We start from the raw sequence: 19173 nt of genomic DNA, 5'->3' as shown, positions 1-19173 counted from the left end.
TGCGGAGCACCCGGTCATGCTCGCAGCGCCCGGGACGCCTGCTGGTTAGGCTGGCCCGGAAAGCGATCCGCACGATCAGGAGGTTCCGTCCGTGACCGAGCAGACGCGTCCGCCGCTCCCCCATGACTTCCATCCGCCGGTGCCGTCGTTCACGGTCGTCAGCGAGGACGTCACCGACGGAGCCGGTCTGAAGGACGCCCAGGTGCAGGCGACCGGGAACACCTCGCCGCACCTGCGATGGGAGGGCTTTCCGCCCGCGACGAAGAGCTTCGCCGTCAGTTGCTTCGATCCGGACGCGCCCACTGGGAGCGGCTTCTGGCACTGGAGCGTGTTCGACATCCCCGCCTCGGTGACCGAGCTGCCCGCCGGCGCCGGGACCGGCGACTTCGCCGGTCTGCCGCCGGGCGCTGTCCAGGTGCGCAACGACGCCGGGACCCGGGACTTCACCGGAGCCGCGCCGCCTCCCGGGGATGGTCCGCACCGGTACGTTTTCACGGTGTTCGCCGTCGGCGAGGACGCGCTCGGTCCCGACGCCGACGCGACCCCGGCGGCGGTCGGCTTCAACCTGCGGTTCAAGGCCATCGCCAGGGCCCAGCTGATCGGCGAGTACGAGGTGCCCGGCTCCGCCTGACATGTACCGCGGGTGATCCGGTTGAGGCGCTACGTGCGCGTGCCGTTCCGACAACGGGCACCGTGGTCGCGGCGCGGTGTGCTGGTGCGCGACCGACACCGGTGCGCGTACTGCGGACGGCGTGCGACCACGGTCGACCACCTGCTGCCCAGGTCCCGCGGCGGCGGCGACACCTGGCTGAACACCGTCGCGGCCTGTTCCGAGGACAACCAGCGCAAGGCGGACCGGACACCCGCACAGGCCGGGATGCGGCTGCTCACCCAGCCCTTCGAGCCGACCCCCGCGGACGCGCTGCTGCTGGCGCTCGGGCTCCCCGCCGGCGAGGCGGCTGCCGCCTGGCCCGTCGCCCCCGCCGCGGTCTGATCCCGGCGGCCGGCACCGTGGGAAAGCGAAGCGCCCGCCCAACCCCGAGGGGTTGGGCGGGCGCTTCGCTTTGCGGTCTGCGCCGATCCGGTGGTCGGACGCGCAAGTCAGTCGATCGGCGGGCGTTCGGTGGCGGTCGGCTTGGTCACGCTGGGGCCGCCGCTGCCGCCGCCGCGGAACCCGTCCAGCGCGCCGCCCAGCCCCTTGAGCGCGTCGCCGATCTCGCTGGGCACGATCCAGAGCTTGTTGGCGTCGCCCTCGGCGATCTTCGGCAGCATCTGGAGGTACTGGTAGGAGAGCAGCTTCTGGTCCGGGTCACCGGCGTGGATGGACTCGAAGACCGTGCGGATGGCCTGGGCCTCGCCCTCGGCTCGCAGGGCGGCGGCCTTGGCGTCTCCCTCGGCCCGGAGGATCTCGGACTGCTTGTGCCCCTCCGCCTGGAGGATCTCCGACTGCCGGACACCTTCGGCCTGGAGGATCGCGGCGCGCTTGTCGCGGTCGGCGCGCATCTGCTTCTCCATCGAGTCCTGGATGGAGGTCGGCGGCTCGATCGCCTTCAGCTCGACGCGGTTGACCCGGATGCCCCACTTGCCGGTCGCTTCGTCGAGCACCCCGCGCAGCGCGGCGTTGATCTCCTCGCGGGAGGTCAGCGTCCGTTCCAGGTCCATGCCGCCGATGATGTTGCGGAGGGTTGTGACGGTGAGCTGCTCGATGGCCTGGATGTAGCTCGCCACCTCGTAGGTGGCGGCGCGGGCGTCGGTGACCTGGTAGTAAATGACCGTGTCGATGTTGACGACGAGGTTGTCCTGGGTGATCACCGGCTGCGGGGGGAAGGGGACGACCTGCTCCCGGAGGTCCACCCGGTTGCGGATGGTGTCGATGAACGGCACCACGATGTTGAGGCCCGCGTTGAGTGTGCGGGTGTAGCGGCCGAAGCGCTCCACGATGGCGGCGCTGGCCTGCGGAATGACCTGAATCGTCTTGATGAGTGCGATGAAGACCAGCACCACCAGGATGATCAGCACGATGATGACGGCGTCCATCGCGTCTTCCCCCTGGGTTCTCGGGTGGCTCTACGGGCTGTGACCGATCGGTTGTCGCGGGCTATCACATCACGACAGCGGTGGCTCCGTCGATCTCCACGACGTCCACCCGGCTGCCGGGTTCGTAGGCCTCGCCGGCGTCGAGGGAGCGGGCCGTCCAGACCTCACCACCGATCTTGACCCGGCCTCCGTGCAGATCCACACGCTCCAGGACGAAGGCGTGCTGCCCTTTCAGGGCGTCGACCCCGCTGGCGAGTTCGGGACGCTCCGCGCGCATGCGTTTCGCGAGGGGGCGGACGACGACGATCAGCGCGGCGGAGACCACGGCGAAGACCACCACCTGCGCCACCACTCCCCCGCCGAGTCCGGCGGTGAGCGCCCCTGCGACGGCACCGACCGCGAGCATGCCGAATTCGGGCATCGCGGTCAGCACGAGCGGGATTCCGAGCCCTACGGCGGCCATCAGCCACCACACCCAAGCGTCCACCTCACCCATGGTAGGCGGCCGGAGCGCTGTGCGACAGGGCAGGACGGAACGGATCAGCCCAGCGGCAGTCCGTGGGCCGCCCAGCGGTCGCCGCGTTGTTCGACGACGAGGGGCAGCCCGAAGCACTTGGAGAGGTTGCTGCTGTTCATCTCGGTCTCCAGCGGCCCGGCGGTGAGCACCTTGCCCTGGCGCACCATCAGGACGTGCGTAAAGCCCGGAGCGATCTCCTCGACGTGGTGGGTGACCATGATCATGGACGGGGCGTACGGGTCCCTGGCGAGGCGGCCCAGCCGCCGGACCAGGTCCTCGCGTCCGCCGAGGTCGAGTCCGGCCGCCGGCTCGTCGAGCAGGAGCAGTTCGGGGTCGGTCATCATGGCGCGGGCGATCTGGGTCCGCTTGCGCTCGCCCTCGGAGAGGGTGCCGAAGCGACGGTCGAGGTAGTCGCTCATGCCGAGCCGGTCGAGGAAGGCGCGCGCCCGGTTCTCGTCCACCTCGTCGTACTCCTCGCGCCAGCCCGCGGTCATGCCGTAGGCGGCGGTCAGCACCGTCTGGAGGACGGTCTGGCTGCGTGGGAGCTTGTCCGACAGCCCGCTGCCCGACATGCCGATACGGGGGCGGAGTTCGAAGACGTCCACTCCGCCGAGCCGGTCGCCGAGGATGCTGACCCTGCCGCTGCTGGGGAAGAGGTAGCTGGAGGCCAGGTTGAGCAACGTGGTCTTGCCCGCGCCGTTGGGCCCCAGGATGATCCAGCGCTCGCCCTCCTTGACCGACCAGGAGACGTCGTCCACCAGAGCCCGGCCGTCGCGGACCACTGATACGTCCACCAGCTCCAGTACATCGCTCATGAGCGCGTTGTCTCCCATGCAGTCGCTTTCGTGTGTGCCTGTGGGCACAGACCCCAGGGAAAACCTACGCCACCGCTCCGGGCCGGTTCCCGCCAGGCTTGCCCGGCGGAACTAGCCGGGGCCTCCCCCCACCGCTCTCCACCGTACGGCGGTCGGCGCCGTGCTCGCGAGGGCCGCCGCACGGCCGGGGCCGCGGACACCCGGTCGAGGTTCCGGCCCGACCTCGCCGGGGAGCGGGCCGCGGCAGCTTCTAGAGTGGGGGGATGCTGGAGGAATCCCGTTCCGGGCGGCTGGCCGCCTGGGGAAACGCCCTGTTCGCCGGTGAGGTCTCCCCGGACGAGGCGGTGGCACGCGTCGTCGGCCCCGACGCCGTACACCGGGTTGCCGGTCTGCCGGGAGAGGAGTCGGAGGTCGGCCTGTCGCTCGCGCTGGGCAGGTTGCGGGCCCGGGTGCCGAGCGGCGCCCGGGACGCCGGAGCGGCGGGCCTGCGCGTCGCCCTGCCCGTCCCCGGTCATCCGCTGGGGCTCTCGGGTCCGCCGGAGTTCAACGCGCGGGCGCTGGAGGCGTGCGAGGCGGTGCTGGCGCCAGGCGCCGGGGTGGGGCTGGTGCCCGAGGTGCGGACCCGGGGCCCCGCCGGTGACGCGCACGTCTCGGTGCGCTGGGAGTGCCTCCCGATCCGGGTGGCGCCGCCGGCAGACGTGCCGACGCTGGGCGAGGCCGAGCGGGAACTGACCGAGGCGTTGCGCGACGCGACCGAGGCCCTGACCCGACTGGACGTGGCGGGTTCCGGGCCGGTGGCGGGGGCGGCGCTGGCCGCCTACCAGGCGCGGGCCGAAGCGGGGCGCGAGTTGCTCGCCCCCGGTTGCCCGCCCCGGGCGGTACGGGTGCTGGAGCTGGCCCAGCGGGTGGCGGCGCTGGTGGACATCGCCCGCGAGCCCGAGCAGGGGGCGGCGGTGAGTGCCTCGCAGATGGCCGTGCGGGCGGAGTTGCTGCGTCCGGTGGAGCGGACGGCCCGGCGGGCGCAGGTGGCCGCCTACAACGCCTACGCGGAGGAGCTGGACCGGCGCCGTGCCTGACGGGAGGTGCCAGAGGGGGTCCGCCGGGCCTCGCCCCGAGCGGAGGAAGAACCCGTGCGGCCTGCCGGATGGTTTCGCCAGGCATGGTGCAGGGCCTTCTCGGCGCCGGGCCGCCCGGCAGGGGCCGGGAGGGCCGTGGCGGGTGCCGGGAACGGCTCAGCCGTTGACGCCCTGATTGCCGAAGGCCGGGTTCAGCCCGCCGATGACGGTGGCGGTGTTGCCGACCGCGTTGACGGGGATGTGCACGGGGACCTCGGCGAGGTTGCCGGAGGCCACACCCGGGGAGTGGGCGGCCACGCCGCCGGCGTGCGAGTCGGCGCATACGGCACCGGCCGAGGCGCCGACGGCGACACCGGCGGCGGCGACTGCGAAGGCGGCCTTCTTGGCAGCGTTCATGGGTAGTGACTCCTCCTGGTTACGATCAGCGACTCCAACCGCGGGGTCGCGCACTGAGCAACGCGACGCGGTCCCCGATGACACGCCCGGCGCGGCCGCACCCCTCGTTCGGAGCAGTGCGCGCCCGGGTACGGGCAGGGCGATGGGCGGGGTGCGGCCCCCGGGCCGTGAGCCCGGGGGCCGCACCGGCACGGCAGGGGTGCCGTGCCGGTGCGCTCACTTGTTGAGGCAGAAGTTGCCGAAGGCGGGGTTCAGCGCGCCGATCACGGAGACGGTGTTGCCGCAGGCGTTCACCGGGACGTGCACCGGGACCTGGACCTGGTTGCCGGAACCGACGCCGGGCGAGTGGGTCGCGGCACCGCCGGCGTGGGCGCCGCCGGTCGCAGCGGCGACACCGGCACCGGCGGCGACGAGCCCGCCGGCTGCCATCGTGATGGCCGTGGCCCTCTTCAGGTTCTTCAGGTTCTTCAGGTTCTTCACTTTCTTGACCCTCCTTGCCAACGCCGCGACCTGTCGCCGCGGCACACCAGGAGTAACCGCGGAGGGTCGCCGGGGATGCGGCAATAGGCCTACAACCACACGACGGTATGAAATTCTGGCCCGGAACCTGACCCTCCGTATCAACCCGGCGCGAACGCGGCGGTCCGGGTGCGCCCGGGTATCAACTGGTCAACCCCTGTCTGACCGCCCAGAGCGCGGCCTGGGTGCGGTCGGCGAGGTCCAGCTTCATCAAGATGTTCGACACATGCGTCTTGACGGTCTTCTCCGAGAGCACCAGGGCGCGTGCGATCTCGCGATTGGAGCGCCCGTCGGCGATCAGCCCGAGCACCTCGCGCTCCCGCTCGGTCAGCGAGCCGGCCCGGCCGCCGCCCTGCTGCCGTTCCGCCGCCAGCAGCGCCGCCGCCACCTCGGGCTGGAGCAGCACGTGCCCGGCGTGGACCGACCTGATCGCGGTGGCCAGCGCGTCCGGGGCGACATCCTTGTAGACGTACCCGGCGGCGCCGGCGCGCAGCGCGGGGACGGCGGTGCGCTGCTCGGTGAAGCTGGTGACCACCAGGACCCGGGCGGGGTTGCCCAGCCCGTGCAGGGTCCGCAGTGCCTCGACTCCGTCGGTGCCGGGCATCCTCACGTCCATCAGCACCACGTGCGGCCGCAGCTCCTCGGCCCGGGCGACCGCCTCGGCCCCGTCGGCGGCCTCGCCCACCACCTCGATGTCGTCCTGCACCTCCAGGAAGGTGCGCAGCCCGCGCCGGACGACCTGGTGGTCGTCGGCGAGCAGCACACGGATCCGGTCAGCCACCGGGCACCTCCATCTCGATCAGGGTGCCCTTGCCGGGCTCGGACCGCACGGTGAGTCCGCCGCCGACCGACGCCGCCCGGTCGCGGAGGGAGACGAGTCCGAGGTGGCGTCCCGCCTGCCGCACGGACGCCGGGTCGAAGCCCCGGCCGTCGTCGGTGACCCGCAGCACCGCCCCGCTGCCGCGCCGGTGGAGCAGCACGTCCACCCGGGTCGGGTCCGCGTGCCGCAGCGCGTTGTGCAGCGCCTCCTGCGCCACCCGCAGCAACGCCTCCTCCTGGGCCGCGGGCAGGGCGCGCACCCCGCGGCTCTCGAACGCCACCTCGGCGGAGTGGGCCCGGTCGAGCACCTGGACCTGGGTGCGCAGCGTGGCGACCAGTCCGTCCTCGTCCAGGGCCGCGGGCCGGAGCTCCACGACGGCCGCCCGCAGCTCCTCCGCGGCGTCGGCGGCGAGCCGGGCCACCTCATGGAGTTCACTCCTGGCCCGGTCCGGGTCGCGCGCGACCAGCTCCGCCGCCGCGCGGGCCGTCAGCCGGAGCGAGAAGAGCTTCTGGGAAACGGCGTCGTGCAGGTCGTGCGCGATCCTGGCGCGCTCACCGGCGATGGTGAGCTCCCGGCTCCGTTCGTAGAGCGCGGCGTTGGTCAGCGCGATCGCGGCGTGCTCGGCCAGCAGGCTCAGCAGTTCCTCGTCCTCGTCGGTGAAACCGCAGGCCCCGCCGGCGAGCGCGTCCGGGCCGCGGCGGCGCTTGTTGGCGAGGAAGAGCGCGCCGAGCACCTCGTCGCCGTCCACGACCGGCATCCCGAGGAAGTCGGACAGCTCAGGGTGGGCGGCGGGCCAGCCCTCGAAGCGCGGGTCACGCCGCACGTCGGCGAGCCGCTGCGGTCCGGAGCCGTCCAGCATCGCGCCCAGGATGCCGTGCCGGCGGGGCAGCGGACCGATGGCCCGCCACTGCTCGTCGCTGACACCGTCGACCTCGAAGCGGGCGAAGCCGCCGCGGTCGTCCGGAACGCCCAGGGCGGCGTACTCGGCGTCGAGGAGGTCCCGGGCGGAGCGGACAATCGTCCGGAGGACGTCCCTGACCTCCAGGTGCCGGTTCATGGCGAGGAGGGCTGCGCTGACGGTCGCCAGACCGGTTCGGAGGGCCATGCGGGCCACGGTACGCGCGGGGACGCGGCGCTGGCACCAGTCCCCGGTCGGGGCCGGTACGGGCCCGTGGACGTAGGCCGCGGGGCGCGAACGCCGGGGACGGCCGCGAGTCGCGGGACGTCGACGCCGGGCCGCTGCCCGTACGGTGCGTCACCCGCACCCCGGCGCCGGTGACTCCGTGTCACGGAGCGGCCGACGCGGTGTGAGTCGGCGCATAGGACGCAGATCACTTGCTGAGGGGGTTGGTCCACGAACCGCGCGGCTCCCCCATCCCGAGCAGCGGATGGACACCGCGAACCCGGACGTCCGGTACATTCCCACTAGGGAGGGCAGGAGGAGGGAGCTTTGCCCGGTTGTGCACCGGACACCCACACTGTCCGGCGGCGCGGGCAGTTCGCGTCCAGCTGACCGGAAGGTTGAACCCCCATGGCCGCTGCCTCCGCCGTTCTCCCCCGCCGCCCGCACGGCCGCCGTACGAAGACGGCGACCGGACTCGTGGCAGCGGGCACCCTGGCCGTGGCGCTGACCCCCGTCACCGGACCCGTCCAGGCACAGGGCTCGGCACCCGCGCTCCCCACCACGGCGCAGACCGCCGAACGGAGCGCCGCGGGTCTGGAGGACCAGGACGCCGCGCAGGCGGAGGAGAGCCGGGAGCGCACCGAGGACAACGCGGCGAGCCGCTCGGACGCCAGGACGGCCCTGCCGACAGCGCCGCAGGAGGCCGCCCGCGCCCTGCTCGGGGACGGCGCCGAGTACGCCTGCTTCGCGAACATCGTGGAGCGCGAGAGCGGCTGGGACCACGAGGCGCGCAACCCCAGCGGGGCCTACGGGCTGGTGCAGGCACTGCCCGGCTCCACAATGGCCGCGGCAGGCGAGGACTGGCGCACCAACCCGGCGACCCAGATCGAGTGGGGCGCGGAGTACATGAAGGACCGCTACGGCAGTGCCTGCGGAGCCTGGGCCTTCTGGCAGGAGCACCACTGGTACTGACCGCTCGTCAGCGGGCCGCCCGCTGACGAGCGGCAGCGCGCCTACTTGCGCATGACCTCCGGCTCGTGCCGCCGAAGGAAGCGCGCCACGACCACACCGCAGACCAGGGCCATGGCGAGCAGGACGCCGACGTTCATGAACCACTGGCCGAGCTCGTGGTCCCACAGCGGGTCGGGGTTGTTCCGGTCCCAGGGCAGCAGCACGTTGAGCTGCGCGGTGTCGCCCATGCCGGCGACCGCCCAACGCGAGGGCATGAGCCAGGCGAGCTGCTCCACCCCGGCCTTGTCATGGATCTGGAACAGCACACCGGTGAAGACGACCTGGATGATGGAGAACATCACGAGAAGCGGCATCGTCTTCTCCGCCGTCTTGACCACCGCCGAGATGATCAGGCCGACCATCATCGAGGTGAGCCCCAGGGCGATGACGACCAGGGTCATCTCCACCGCGGGGGTGTCCTCCAGCAGCAACCCCTCCGCGGGCATGTCCCGCGGCAGGAAACCGATCGCGCAGAGGATCACTCCCTGGAACGCGGTGATCAGGCCGAGGACGAGCACCTTCGACATCAGGTACGCCGAGCGGGAGAGGCCGGTGGCCCGCTCGCGTTCGTAGATCACCCGTTCCTTGATCAGCTCACGCACGGAGTTCGCCGCGGCGGCGAAGCACATGCCGACCACCAGGATCAGCAGGATGGTGGTCGCGTCCCGGTTGGCGAACGAGGGCGGGGCCCCGAAGGCGAGCCCCTTGTCGGAGGGGATCACCACGCTGACCGTGCCCAGCACGGCAGGCAGGATCACCATCAGGCCGAGGAAGCCCCGGTCCGAGGCGATGACCGAGACGTAGCGGCGCATCAGGGTCCAGAGCTGCGAGCCCCAGCTCTGCGGTTTCTGCAGCCTGGGCTTGCTCTGCTGCGGGGGCATGCTGACCGCCTGCGGAGCGGCCTCGTCCACCTCTGCGGCGTACAGCCGGTAGTGCTCCGAACCCCGCCAGCGGGACATCCAGTCGTACTCCCGATAGTTCTCGAAGGCGGAGAAGACATCCGCCCAGGAGCCGTATCCGAAGAAGTTGAGCGCCTCCTCCGGCGGTCCGAAGTACGCGACGCCGCCGCCCGGTGCCAGCACCAGCAGCTTGTCGCACAGGGCCAGCTCGGCCACCGAGTGGGTCACCACGAGGACGGTGCGCCCGTCGTCGGCGAGTCCGCGCAGCAGCTGCATCACGTCGCGGTCCATGCCCGGGTCCAGGCCAGAGGTGGGCTCGTCCAGGAATATCAGCGAGGGCTTGGTGAGCAGCTCCAGTGCCACCGACACCCGCTTGCGCTGCCCGCCGGAGAGCGCCGTGATCCGCTTGTCCGCGTGCGGGTCGAGCTTCAGCTCGGCCAGCACCTCCTCGACGCGGGCGTTGCGCTCCGCCTCCGCGACGTCGCCGGGGAACCGGAGCTTGGCCGCGTAGCGGAGCGCCTTCCGGACGGGCAGCGCGGTGTGCAGGATGTCGTCCTGCGGAACCAGTCCGATGCGGTGGCGCAGCTCGGCGAAGTGGGTGTAGAGGTCGCGGTCGTCGTACAGGACCTCGCCCTGGTTGGCGGGGCGGTAGCCGGTGAGTGCCTTGAGCAGCGTCGACTTGCCGGACCCGGAGGGGCCGATCACTGCGATCACGGACTTCTCGGGGACTCCGAAGGAGACGTCGTTGAGAATCGTCTTGCCACCGTCCACCTGGACGGTCAGGTGGCGCGCGGCGAACGAGACCTCACCGGTGTCGACGAACTCCTCCAGCCGGTCCCCGACCAGGCGGAAAGTCGAATGGCCGACACCGACGATGTCCTGGGGGCCGAGCTGCACCCGGCCGTTCCGGGGCATCTGCCGACCGTTGACGTAGGTGCCGTTGTGGCTGCCCAGGTCGTGGATCTCGCAGCGCCCGTCGGGGCCGGCCAGGAACTCCGCGTGGTGCCGCGAGACCTGGAGATCGGAGACCACCAGTTCGTTCTCCAGCGCGCGGCCCAGGCGCATGACCCGCCCGAGGGCGAGCTGGTGGAAGGTGGTCGGGCTGCGGTCGCCGGCAGGTCCCTGCGGCCCCTCCGGCCGACCGCCCTGCTGGCGGCCGGCTCCCGGCTGCGACTCCCGGGCCTGCTGCCGCGCGGGCTCGGGCCGGTACTGCTGCTGGTAGGGCTCCGGCTGCTGCCGGTACTGCTCCTGCTGCTGGCGCGGGTGGTGCTGCCGCTGATCGTGCTGCTGGTGCTGCGGCGCTTCCGGCCGGGCCGCGGCGGTGCTCGTGAGCACCAGGCGGGGGCCGTCGTTGGCGTTGCCGAGGTGCACGGCGACGCCGGGAGCGAGCTCCAGCTGCTGGACCCGCTGCCCCTGTGCGTAGGTGCCGTTGGTGCTGCCGTGGTCCTCGATGACCCAGCTCCGCCCGCCCCATCGGACGGTGGCGTGGCGCCAGGAGACCCGTGCGTCGTCCAGGACGAGGTCGCCCTGGGGGTTCCGGCCCAGTGTGTAGGACCGGGACGGGTCGAGCGTCCAGGTCTGTCCGTTCAGTTCCAGTGCGTGTTCCGACACTCCATGCCCCACAAAGTTTTCCCCCGAGCCACCCCCGGCGACGGGGGTCTGAGGACGGCGAACATCGTGGGGGAACTATTCCAGGCTTCCAGCCCGCGCAGGAAACCGCCCCGGAGGAACGGTCCTGTGCGCCCCGTCCGGGGAACGGACACCCCGCACGCCCGCGGCACGGCGCCGGATATCGTGGTGCCATCATGAGCTCACCTCTGACTCCCCCGCCCCCGATCGGCTCCGTCGACGAGGACGCGCCCACTCTCCTCGTGAAGATCTTCGGCAAGGACCGCCCGGGGATCACCGCAGGCCTCTTCGACACCCTGGCCGCCTACGGTCTGGACGTCGTCGACATCGAGCAGGTGCTGACCCGTGGCCGGATCACCCTGTGCGCACTGGTCACGGCGCCGGACGGCAGCGGCAACGGCAACACCGAGGGCGGGCTGCGGGCCACCGTGCACAGCTGGGCCGAGTCGATGCGGCTGGAGGCCGAGATCATCTCCGGCCGCGGCGACAACCGGCCCCGCGGCAGCGGCCGTTCCCACGTGACGGTGCTGGGGCAGCCGCTCAGCTCGGCCTCCACCGCGGCCATCACCGCCCGGATCACCGGAGCGGGCGGCAACATCGACCGCATCTTCCGGCTGGCGAAGTACCCGGTCACGGCGGTGGAGTTCGAGGTCTCCGGCGCCGAGACCGCCGCCCTGCGCACCGCCCTGGCCACCGAGGCGGCGGCCCTGGGCGTGGACGTGGCGGTCGTCGCGTCGGGCCTCCAGCGCCGAGCGCAGCGGCTGGTGGTGATGGACGTGGACTCCACCCTGATCCAGGACGAGGTCATCGAGCTGTTCGCCGAGCACGCCGGGTGCGGGAACCGCGTCGCCGAGGTCACCGAGGCGGCCATGCGCGGCGAGCTGGACTTCGAGGAGTCGCTGCACGCACGGGTGGCCCTGCTGGCCGGGCTGGACGCCTCCGTGGTGGACAAGGTGCGGGCCGAGGTCCGGCTCACGCCGGGTGCCCGGACACTGGTGCGGACGCTCAAGCGGCTCGGCTACCAGGTCGGGGTCGTCTCCGGCGGGTTCACACAGGTCACCGACGACCTCCGGGAGCGGCTGGGCCTGGACTTCGCCGCGGCCAACACGCTGGAGGTCGAGGACGGCCGGCTCACCGGCCGCGTGACCGGCGAGATAGTCGACCGGGCCGGGAAGGCACGGCTGCTGCGCAGGTTCGCCGAGCAGGCCGGGGTCCCGCTGTCCCAGACGGTGGCGATCGGCGACGGGGCGAACGACCTGGACATGCTGAACGCCGCGGGGCTCGGGGTGGCCTTCAACGCCAAGCCCACGGTCCGGCAGGCCGCGCATACCGCGGTCAACGTCCCGTTCCTGGACACCGTGCTCTACCTGCTGGGCGTGACCAGGGAAGAGGTCGAGGCGGCCGACGCCCGGGAGTGAGCCGACGCCCGGGAGCAGGGGCACACGCCTCGGCGGACGCGACCCGGTGTGCGGGCCGGGGCCCCGCCGGGAGGCACGACTCGCGTCCGCGGAATCGCCCCCGGGGGGTGGCTCGCGCTCAGCCGTGCGGCGCCCAGTAGTCGACGAGCTTCGCGGCGCCGGGCTCCAGCGACTTCCAGGAGCCGCTGAAGTCGAGGACCGCGACGGCCGAGGTGGGGAAGCCCCGCTCGGCCATGCGCGCTCGGACGCCCTCGTCCGCCTCGCCGGTGAGCACGTCGGCCAGCCCCTGGATGCCGGGGTTGTGGCCCACCACGAGCAGGTCTCCGATCTCGTCCGACACCTCGTTCAGCACGGCGATCAGTGCGCCGGGGGACGCGTTGTAGATCCGCTCCTCGTACACCGTCTTCGGGCGCTTGGGCAGGTGGGGGGCGGTCAGCTTCCAGGTCTCCCGGGTGCGGACCGCGGTGGAGCAGAGAGTGAGTTCCGGACTGATCCCCTGGGCTGCCAGCCATTCACCGGCAACGGGGGCGTCCTTCCGCCCCCGTTCCGCGAGGGGACGCTCGTGATCGGCCACCTCGGGCCAGTCTGCCTTGGCGTGTCGGAGCAGGACCATTTTGCGGGGCACATCGACGCTCATGGCTCCCAGCTTCGCACGAAACGAGCCGTGCGGCTCGGGGTGTTGACAAGGCACCCGAGCCGCCCCTCCGTGCCGACGGCCGAAAGGTCAGCCGCGCAGCAGCTCCCAGACATGGAGGAGGAGACTACCGGGGGCGGCCGCCAGTCCGCCGGACGCCTGCACCTCGCCACCGCTGGTCAGCAGGGTGAGCAGGGCCAGGAAGGCGAGCACGGGGACGACCGGTGCCCACCAGCGCAGCCGTGTACCGTCGCCGCCGGCAACCTCAGCGGTGGTGCCGTTTCGCGCACGGGCGGTCATGGGTTTCGCCTCCGTCGGCCGTAGCTTCGTGGTCTCCCTCGAAGCTACGGAAACGCGGGGCGGGGCCCATCCGGTGGCCCACCCACTCGACCCTGAACCCTGCCCCCTAGGGGGAGGTGGGACCTGCGCCACCACCGGGTGAGGGGGCCGACCGGGAGCAGGACACGGCGGCGGACGTCAGGGTGCGGCGATGCTCGCGACAACGCCGATCAGGACCGAGATGCCGAGCATCAGGCCGAGGACGAGCAGCAGCTTCTTCTGGCCGTTGCCGGGGTGAGGATCGAGCACGGGCATACTCCCAGTCTCGCACTCAGTCGCCGTCCTCGACGCACCGGTCCCGGCCGGCGATCGTGCCCACCACGATCTGGAGGGCCATCAGCACGGCCATCAGCAGCAGAGGCGCCCGCCAACTGCCGGTGCCGCCGTGCAGGGCGCCGACGAGCAGCGGACCGGGCAGGGAGATCAGGTAACCGGTGCTCTGCACGAACGCCGACAGCTTGGCCACCCCCGGGCCGCTGCGGGCCCGCATCCCGATCATGGTCAGCACCAGCGGGAAGGCGCAGTTGGAGACGCCCAGGAGCAGCGCCCAGGCCCAGGCCCCGGCCGCCGGGGCGAACCAGAGGCCGGCGTAGCCGCTGAGTCCGCATACGCCGAGGAGCACCGCCAGCGGACCCTGGTGGGCGAGCCGGGCGGCGATCCGGGGCAGCACGAAGGAGAGCGGGATGCCCAGGCCCATCGTGACGGCCAGCAGCAGGCCGGCGGTGGACGCGGGCAGGCCCGCGTCCCGGAAGACCTGCGGCAGCCAGCCCAGGATCACGTACGCCGCGGTGGCCTGGAACCCGAAGAACACCGCGAGCGCCCACGCGGTCGCCGAGCGGGTGATCCGCAGGTCCGTCTGCCCGGCGGGTGTTCCGGCCGTGCCGTCGCCGGCGGGTCCGCCTGCCCGGCCACCGGGCGCGTCCCCCGGGGCCGCGGCGCGGGGGCCGCCCGCCCGCCGCCCGGCCACTGCCACCGCGGCCCACGGGACGACGGCCAGCGCCGCGAGGGCCGCCCACAGGACCAGTCCGGTCCGCCAGTCGCCGCCGAGGGCGCGAGAGGCGGGCACCGTGAGGGCGGCGGCCGCCGCAGTGCCCAGCGAGAGGGACATCGAGTAGAGGCCGGTCATGGTGCCCACGCGGTCCGGGAACCAGCGCTTGACGAGCACCGGCATGAGCACGTTGCCGACGGCGATACCCGCCAGGGCGAGGGCACTGGTCAGCAGGAAGACCGCGGTGCCCCCGGCGAGCGGACGCAGCGCCAGCCCGGCGGTGATCGCGGCCATTCCCAGCAGGACGACGCCGGTCGGCCCGTGGCGCCGGGCCAGTCGGGGGGCGAGGCTGCCGAAGACCGCGAAGCACAGAGCAGGCATGGAGGTCAGCAGGCCCGCCACGGTGCTGCTCATGCCGATCCCGGTCCGCACCTCTTCGAGCAGCGGCCCGAGCCCGGCCACCGCGGGCCGCAGGTTCAGTCCGGCCAGCACCAGCCCGGCGGCGACGACCGGCACGGTCCACCGCGGCAGGGAGGGCGCGGCGCCGGGGGCGCCGCTGTCCGGAACGGCCGGGGCACGCTCCAGGACGGTGGTGTACTCCGGGGCGGGCCGGTCCTTGCGTTCCATCCGGTCATCATAGAATGATGGGATGAATCAGTGACAACCCGGTGCGCTGTGCGCCCGCGCGGAGCGCGGCGGCCCGCGTCCTTCATGCGGGCGGTCCCTGCCGCCGGGACGACCCCCGGGAGAGCCATGCCGCTCGACTCACCGCGCCGCTCCGCCCTCTCCGACCAGGTGATCGAGGCGCTGCGCACCCAGATCACCTCCGGCGGATGGCCGGTGGGAGAGCGCATCCCGACCGAACCGGAGCTGGTGGAACAACTGGGAGTGGCCAGGAACACCGTCCGGGAGGCCGTACGAGCGCTGGCCCACAACGGCCTGCTCGACATCCGGCAGGGGTCGGGGACCTACGTGGTGGCCACCAGCGAGCTGGCCGGAGTGATGCAGCGCCGCTTCTCGGGAGCCGCGTCGCAGCACGTGGCGGAGCTGCGCTCGGCCCTGGAGGCGGAGGGCGCGCGGCTGGCCGCGCTGCGCCGCACCGAGCGCGATCTCGGCCTGCTGGACCAGTTGCTGGAACGGCGCGAGGAGGCCTGGCGGTCCAGGGTGGTGGAGCGCTTCGTGGAGGCCGACGCGACCCTGCACCTGGCGGTCGTGACGGCCTCGCACAACGAGGTCCTCACCGCGGTCTACGCCGACCTCGGCACGGTGCTGCGCGAGTACCTCCGGCACGACGTCGGGGAGGAGCTGCGGGACGAGGAGCACGTCGACCACGCACGCGTGGTGGCCGCGATCCGTGCCCGGGACGCGGAGGCCGCCGCGCGTGAGGCGGGCTCGCACGCGGTCTCCTGCCGCCCGTCCGCCCCGCGGGCGAAGGCCCGCTGAGCCGGGGTCCGGGACGCCGCGTGTGAGCACGGGCCCCGGGGAGCGCACTGGGAGCGCCGGGAACGCGACCGGCCCGTGTCCCCCCGAACGGGGCGGACACGGGCCGGTCGCGGCGCCGGTGCGGGTCAGGCGCCCATCATGTGCACACCGCCGTCCACGTGCACGATCTCGCCGGTGGTCTTGGGGAACCAGTCGGAGAGCAGCGCGACGACACCGCGGGCCGCCGGCTCCGGGTCCGCGAGGTCCCAGCCGATCGGGGCGCGGGTCTTCCACACGTCCGCGAGCTCCTCGAAGCCCGGGATGGACTTGGCCGCCATCGACTTGATCGGGCCGGCGGAGACCAGGTTGCAGCGGATGTCCTTCGCCCCCAGGTCGCGGGCGAGGTAGCGGGAAGTCGACTCCAGTGCGGCCTTGGCCACTCCCATCCAGTCGTACTTCGGCCAGGCGACCTGCCCGTCGAAGTCCATCCCGACGACGGATCCGCCGCGCTGCTCAAGCAGCGGCAGCAGCGCCATGGTCAGCGACTTCAGCGAGTAGGCGGAGACCTCGACCGCGGTGGCGACCGACTCCCACTCGGTGTTCAGGAAGTTGCCGCCCAGCGCGTCCTGCGGGGCGAAGCCGATGGAGTGCACGACTCCGTCGAGGCCGACGCCCTCGCCGAGGTGCTCGGAGACCTTGGCCGCCAGGCCGGCCAGGTGCTCCTTGTCCTGCACGTCCAGCTCGATGACCGGGGCCTCCTTCGGCAGCCGCTTGGCGATCCGCTGGACGAGCGAGAGGCGGCCGAACCCGGTCAGCACGACCTCGGCGCCCTCCTCCTGCGCCAGTCGGGCCACGTGGAAGGCGATGGAGGAGTCGGTCAGCACTCCGGTGACCAGAATGCGCTTGCCTGCGAGAAGTCCACTCATAGTGTTCAGTGCCCCATGCCCAATCCGCCGTCAACAGGGATGACGGCTCCGGTGATGTACGCGGCCTCCTCGGAGGCCAGGAAGCGCACCGAGGCGGCGACCTCCTCGGGCTGCGCGTAGCGGCCCAGCGGGATCTGCCCCATGATCTTCTCGCGCTGCTCGTCGTTGAGCACGCGGGTCATGTCGGTGTCGACGAACCCCGGGGCGACCACATTGCAGGTGATGTTGCGGGAGCCGAGCTCCCGGGCCAGCGAGCGGGCGAACCCGACCAGACCGGCCTTGGAGGCGGCGTAGTTGGCCTGGCCGGCCGAACCCAGCAGGCCGACCACGGACGAGATCAGCACGATGCGTCCCGAGCGGGCCCTGAGCATGCCGCGGGACGCCCGCTTCACCATGCGGAAGGTGCCCGTGAGGTTGGTCTCCAGGACCGAGGTGAAGTCCTCGTCCGACATCCGGAGCAGCAACCGGTCCCGGGTCACGCCGGCGTTGGCGACGAGCACCTCCACCCGGCCCTGCTTCTCCTCGACCTCCTTGTAGGCCTGCTCCACCTGCTCGGGGTCGGTGATGTCGCACCGGACGCCGAGCAGCCCCTCCGGCGGCTCGCCGGAACGGTAGGTGACGGCGACCTTGTCACCCCCCTCGGCCAGCGCACGCGCGATGGCGAGGCCAATGCCGCGGTTGCCTCCGGTGACGAGAACCGAGCGGCTCAAGGGACCACCTTTTCCGTGTGTCGTCGAAACCCTGCCTGCAGGGACGAAACTATCGTTTTGCCGGGAGTCGTACGGACTCGGCCGCCCACAGGGGCTTCCGTCACGCCCTGTGGAGTCCCTACAGAACCCCGCCCGCCCGGAGGCGTCGCCGCTCGGCAGGGCATCGTACGGGCGGCGCGGCGCGGCGGGGCCGCCTCCGCCTCCTGGCGCCGGAAAGCCCGTTGACGGGCGGCTCCGCGGCAGGGCAGATCGCCGGAGCGGAGGCGCGGTGACCGGACGTGGAGGCCGCGCGGCGCATGGGCCCGCCTCCGGGCGGGCGGCGGGCGCCGCGCGCCCCCGGGGCAACGGCCCGGCATAGACTCTGCGGGCCCGTGCCGTCCACCGGCCGGGCACCCCATCCATCCCGATCTCAGGACAGAACGTGACACGTCTCGGCGACTCCGTGCAGCGCGCCAGTGAGCTGCTGGCCCAGGACCTCTCCTCGGACGAGACCGTACGGCGGCTGCTCGACGAAACCGGCGCACGCCGCTCACTCGACCTGCGCGACCTGCCGGCCCGGGAGCAGGCGGAGCTGCTCGCGGCCCGCACGGTCGAGGTACTGCCGGGAGTCGAGCAGTTGGCCGAGCGCATCGAGCGGCGCCGGGCGGAGGGGGCCGGGCTGAGCATCAAGCTCGGCGTCGACCCGACGGCGGCGGACATGCACCTCGGCCACGCTGTTCCGGTGATCGTCCTCAGCCGCTTCCAGCGGATGGGGCACGAGGTGACACTGCTGATCGGCGACTTCACCGCCAAGATCGGCGACCCGTCCGGACGGACGGCCGAGCGCCCGCCGCTGACGGACGCGGACATCGCGGAGAACCTGGCGGGCTACCGGGACCAGGTGCGGCCGTTCTTCGACTTCGACCGGGTCTCCTTCCGGCAGAACAGCGAGTGGCTCTCGCCGTTCACCTTTTCCGAGTTGCTGGGTCTGCTGGCTCAGGTGCCCGCCTCGCAGCTGCTGCAGCGGGAGGACTTCCGCAGCAGGCTGGCGGCCGGTTCCGGTCTGGCCATGTCGGAGCTGCTCTACCCGATCGCGCAGGGGCTTGATTCGGTGGCGCTGGAGTGCGACGTGGAACTCGGCGGCGCCGACCAGCTGCTGAACCTCCAGATGGGCCGCACGCTCATGGAGGTGCGCGGCCAGCAGCCGCAGCTGGTCCTCACCATGCCGCTGATCGAGGGCACCGACGGCACCGGCGCCAAGATGTCGAAGTCCAAGGACAACTACGTCGGCCTCGGGGCGACGGCCGAGGACGTCTTCGGGAAGGTCATGTCGGTTCCCGACCGGCTGATGGAGCCGTACCTCAAGGCGTGGACGGAGTGGACGGACGCGGAGATCGCGCTCACGCTGTCCCGGGTCGACGAGAAGACGCTGCACCCGATGGACCTGAAGAAGATCCTCGCCGGCGAGGTGGTGCGGGCCCTGCACGGGCCCGAGCGGGCGGCGGCGGCCAGGGCGGGGTTCGTCGCGCAGTTCTCGAAGAAGTCCTTCACCGAGGTGGGCACGCTGCCCTCGGTGGACGCGGGCGAGCACGGGGCCGAGGGGGTCGCGGCCGTGCTCACCGAGGTGCTGAAGTTCACGCCCAGCACCTCGGCGGCCCGGCGGCTCGCCAAGCAGAACGGGCTGCGGTTCATCGAGGAGCCGGCGAACGGCGGCGTACAGGAATCCGTCGTGCTCTCCGAGGCGGAGGCGCTGCGCCCGCTGGGCGAGGTCGTGGCGGAGAAACTGGCCGGGGCCGGGGCCGCGCCCGGCGGCACCTACTACCTCAAGGCCGGCCGGAAGGTCGCCCGGATTACCGGGGTCCGGCCCTGACGGGTCCGGACCGATCCGTCAGGGCCGGACCCGTGGGGCCGGTGG

General features: G+C 72.4%; 20 protein-coding genes and 1 pseudogene. 7 read left to right on the top strand and 14 right to left on the bottom strand.

What is annotated here, in order from left to right; genetic code table 11:
- Nucleotides 1–91: 91 nt before the first annotated feature.
- A complete protein-coding gene (locus tag H300_RS0102000; protein WP_028426074.1) occupies nucleotides 92–631 on the top strand; it encodes a YbhB/YbcL family Raf kinase inhibitor-like protein in 540 nt (179 codons plus the stop codon).
- Nucleotides 632–634: 3 nt separating this feature from the next.
- A pseudogene (locus tag H300_RS24530) lies at nucleotides 635–994 on the top strand (HNH endonuclease); the annotation flags it as partial.
- Nucleotides 995–1101: 107 nt separating this feature from the next.
- On the opposite strand, the gene H300_RS0101990 reads toward H300_RS24530, so the two are convergent.
- From H300_RS0101990 to H300_RS0101980, 3 genes are all read right to left on the bottom strand, one after another.
- Nucleotides 1102–2037: an SPFH domain-containing protein gene (locus H300_RS0101990; RefSeq protein ID WP_028426073.1), complete on the bottom strand. Its 936-nt coding sequence runs from the start codon at nucleotides 2035–2037 to the stop codon at nucleotides 1102–1104.
- A gap of 64 nt (nucleotides 2038–2101) precedes the next feature.
- Nucleotides 2102–2533 (bottom strand): NfeD family protein, encoded by a 432-nt coding sequence (locus H300_RS0101985; RefSeq protein ID WP_028426072.1) that lies wholly within the window; start codon nucleotides 2531–2533, stop codon nucleotides 2102–2104.
- Nucleotides 2534–2577: 44 nt separating this feature from the next.
- Nucleotides 2578–3369 carry an ABC transporter ATP-binding protein gene (locus H300_RS0101980; RefSeq protein ID WP_037978907.1) on the bottom strand — a complete coding sequence of 264 codons (792 nt, stop codon included), beginning with the start codon at nucleotides 3367–3369 and terminating at the stop codon, nucleotides 2578–2580.
- Between the two features lie 263 nt (nucleotides 3370–3632).
- Between H300_RS0101980 and H300_RS0101975 the strand changes: the two genes are divergently transcribed.
- Nucleotides 3633–4445 carry a hypothetical protein gene (locus H300_RS0101975; protein WP_028426070.1) on the top strand — a complete coding sequence of 271 codons (813 nt, stop codon included), beginning with the start codon at nucleotides 3633–3635 and terminating at the stop codon, nucleotides 4443–4445.
- A 156-nt stretch (nucleotides 4446–4601) separates the two neighbouring features.
- On the opposite strand, the gene H300_RS0101970 is transcribed toward H300_RS0101975, so the two are convergent.
- From H300_RS0101970 to H300_RS0101955, 4 genes are all read right to left on the bottom strand, one after another.
- Nucleotides 4602–4841, bottom strand: a complete 240-nt coding sequence (locus H300_RS0101970) for a chaplin (protein WP_028426069.1) — start codon at nucleotides 4839–4841, stop codon at nucleotides 4602–4604.
- A gap of 216 nt (nucleotides 4842–5057) precedes the next feature.
- Complete coding sequence (locus H300_RS0101965) at nucleotides 5058–5303, bottom strand: chaplin (RefSeq protein WP_028426068.1); 246 nt, start codon at nucleotides 5301–5303, stop codon at nucleotides 5058–5060.
- Between the two features lie 199 nt (nucleotides 5304–5502).
- The gene (locus H300_RS0101960; protein WP_028426067.1) at nucleotides 5503–6141 is read right to left on the bottom strand and encodes a response regulator transcription factor; all 639 of its coding nucleotides are present in this window, start codon (nucleotides 6139–6141) and stop codon (nucleotides 5503–5505) included.
- On the bottom strand, nucleotides 6134–7285 hold the full coding sequence (locus H300_RS0101955; RefSeq protein WP_028426066.1) for a GAF domain-containing sensor histidine kinase: 1152 nt from the start codon (nucleotides 7283–7285) through the stop codon (nucleotides 6134–6136). The genes H300_RS0101960 and H300_RS0101955 overlap by 8 nt, the downstream gene beginning before the upstream one ends.
- Nucleotides 7286–7711: 426 nt before the next feature.
- Here H300_RS0101955 and H300_RS29065 point away from each other — a divergent pair, with 426 nt between their 5' ends.
- A complete protein-coding gene (locus tag H300_RS29065) occupies nucleotides 7712–8275 on the top strand; it encodes an aggregation-promoting factor C-terminal-like domain-containing protein (RefSeq protein ID WP_051269304.1) in 564 nt (187 codons plus the stop codon).
- 41 nt (nucleotides 8276–8316) lie between these two features.
- On the opposite strand, the gene H300_RS0101945 is transcribed toward H300_RS29065, so the two are convergent.
- Entirely contained in the window at nucleotides 8317–10836 is a 2520-nt protein-coding gene (locus tag H300_RS0101945; protein ID WP_028426065.1) for an FHA domain-containing protein, read from the bottom strand.
- A 182-nt stretch (nucleotides 10837–11018) separates the two neighbouring features.
- Here H300_RS0101945 and serB point away from each other — a divergent pair, with 182 nt between their 5' ends.
- Nucleotides 11019–12260 carry a phosphoserine phosphatase SerB gene (gene serB / locus H300_RS0101940; protein WP_028426064.1) on the top strand — a complete coding sequence of 414 codons (1242 nt, stop codon included), beginning with the start codon at nucleotides 11019–11021 and terminating at the stop codon, nucleotides 12258–12260.
- Nucleotides 12261–12378: 118 nt separating this feature from the next.
- Here serB and H300_RS0101935 read toward each other — a convergent pair whose 3' ends face one another.
- The 4 genes from H300_RS0101935 to H300_RS0101920 all read right to left on the bottom strand — a co-directional run bounded on the left by H300_RS0101935 (nucleotide 12379) and on the right by H300_RS0101920 (nucleotide 14848).
- Entirely contained in the window at nucleotides 12379–12897 is a 519-nt protein-coding gene (locus H300_RS0101935) for a SixA phosphatase family protein (protein WP_028426063.1), read from the bottom strand.
- An 87-nt stretch (nucleotides 12898–12984) separates the two neighbouring features.
- Nucleotides 12985–13194 carry a hypothetical protein gene (locus H300_RS24520; protein ID WP_037978804.1) on the bottom strand — a complete coding sequence of 70 codons (210 nt, stop codon included), beginning with the start codon at nucleotides 13192–13194 and terminating at the stop codon, nucleotides 12985–12987.
- A 177-nt stretch (nucleotides 13195–13371) separates the two neighbouring features.
- A complete protein-coding gene (locus H300_RS32065; RefSeq protein ID WP_486583454.1) occupies nucleotides 13372–13488 on the bottom strand; it encodes an SGM_5486 family transporter-associated protein in 117 nt (38 codons plus the stop codon).
- Nucleotides 13489–13504: 16 nt separating this feature from the next.
- A complete protein-coding gene (locus H300_RS0101920; RefSeq protein ID WP_051269301.1) occupies nucleotides 13505–14848 on the bottom strand; it encodes an MFS transporter in 1344 nt (447 codons plus the stop codon).
- Nucleotides 14849–14974: 126 nt separating this feature from the next.
- Here H300_RS0101920 and H300_RS0101915 point away from each other — a divergent pair, with 126 nt between their 5' ends.
- Entirely contained in the window at nucleotides 14975–15664 is a 690-nt protein-coding gene (locus H300_RS0101915) for a FadR/GntR family transcriptional regulator (RefSeq protein WP_028426061.1), read from the top strand.
- Between the two features lie 125 nt (nucleotides 15665–15789).
- On the opposite strand, the gene fabI is transcribed toward H300_RS0101915, so the two are convergent.
- Nucleotides 15790–16569 (bottom strand): enoyl-ACP reductase FabI, encoded by a 780-nt coding sequence (gene fabI / locus H300_RS0101910; protein ID WP_028426060.1) that lies wholly within the window; start codon nucleotides 16567–16569, stop codon nucleotides 15790–15792.
- Between the two features lie 5 nt (nucleotides 16570–16574).
- Nucleotides 16575–17279, bottom strand: a complete 705-nt coding sequence (gene fabG, locus H300_RS0101905; RefSeq protein WP_028426059.1) for a 3-oxoacyl-[acyl-carrier-protein] reductase — start codon at nucleotides 17277–17279, stop codon at nucleotides 16575–16577.
- Nucleotides 17280–17700: 421 nt separating this feature from the next.
- Between fabG and tyrS the strand changes: the two genes are divergently transcribed.
- On the top strand, nucleotides 17701–19128 hold the full coding sequence (tyrS, locus tag H300_RS0101900) for a tyrosine--tRNA ligase (protein WP_028426058.1): 1428 nt from the start codon (nucleotides 17701–17703) through the stop codon (nucleotides 19126–19128).
- The last annotated feature ends 45 nt before the right edge of the window (nucleotides 19129–19173 follow it).

It is taken from the genome of Streptomyces sp. TAA040 (assembly GCF_000424845.1).
The sequence above is the reverse complement of the archived record's forward strand: the minus strand, read 5'-3'. Positions and strand labels throughout refer to the sequence as shown.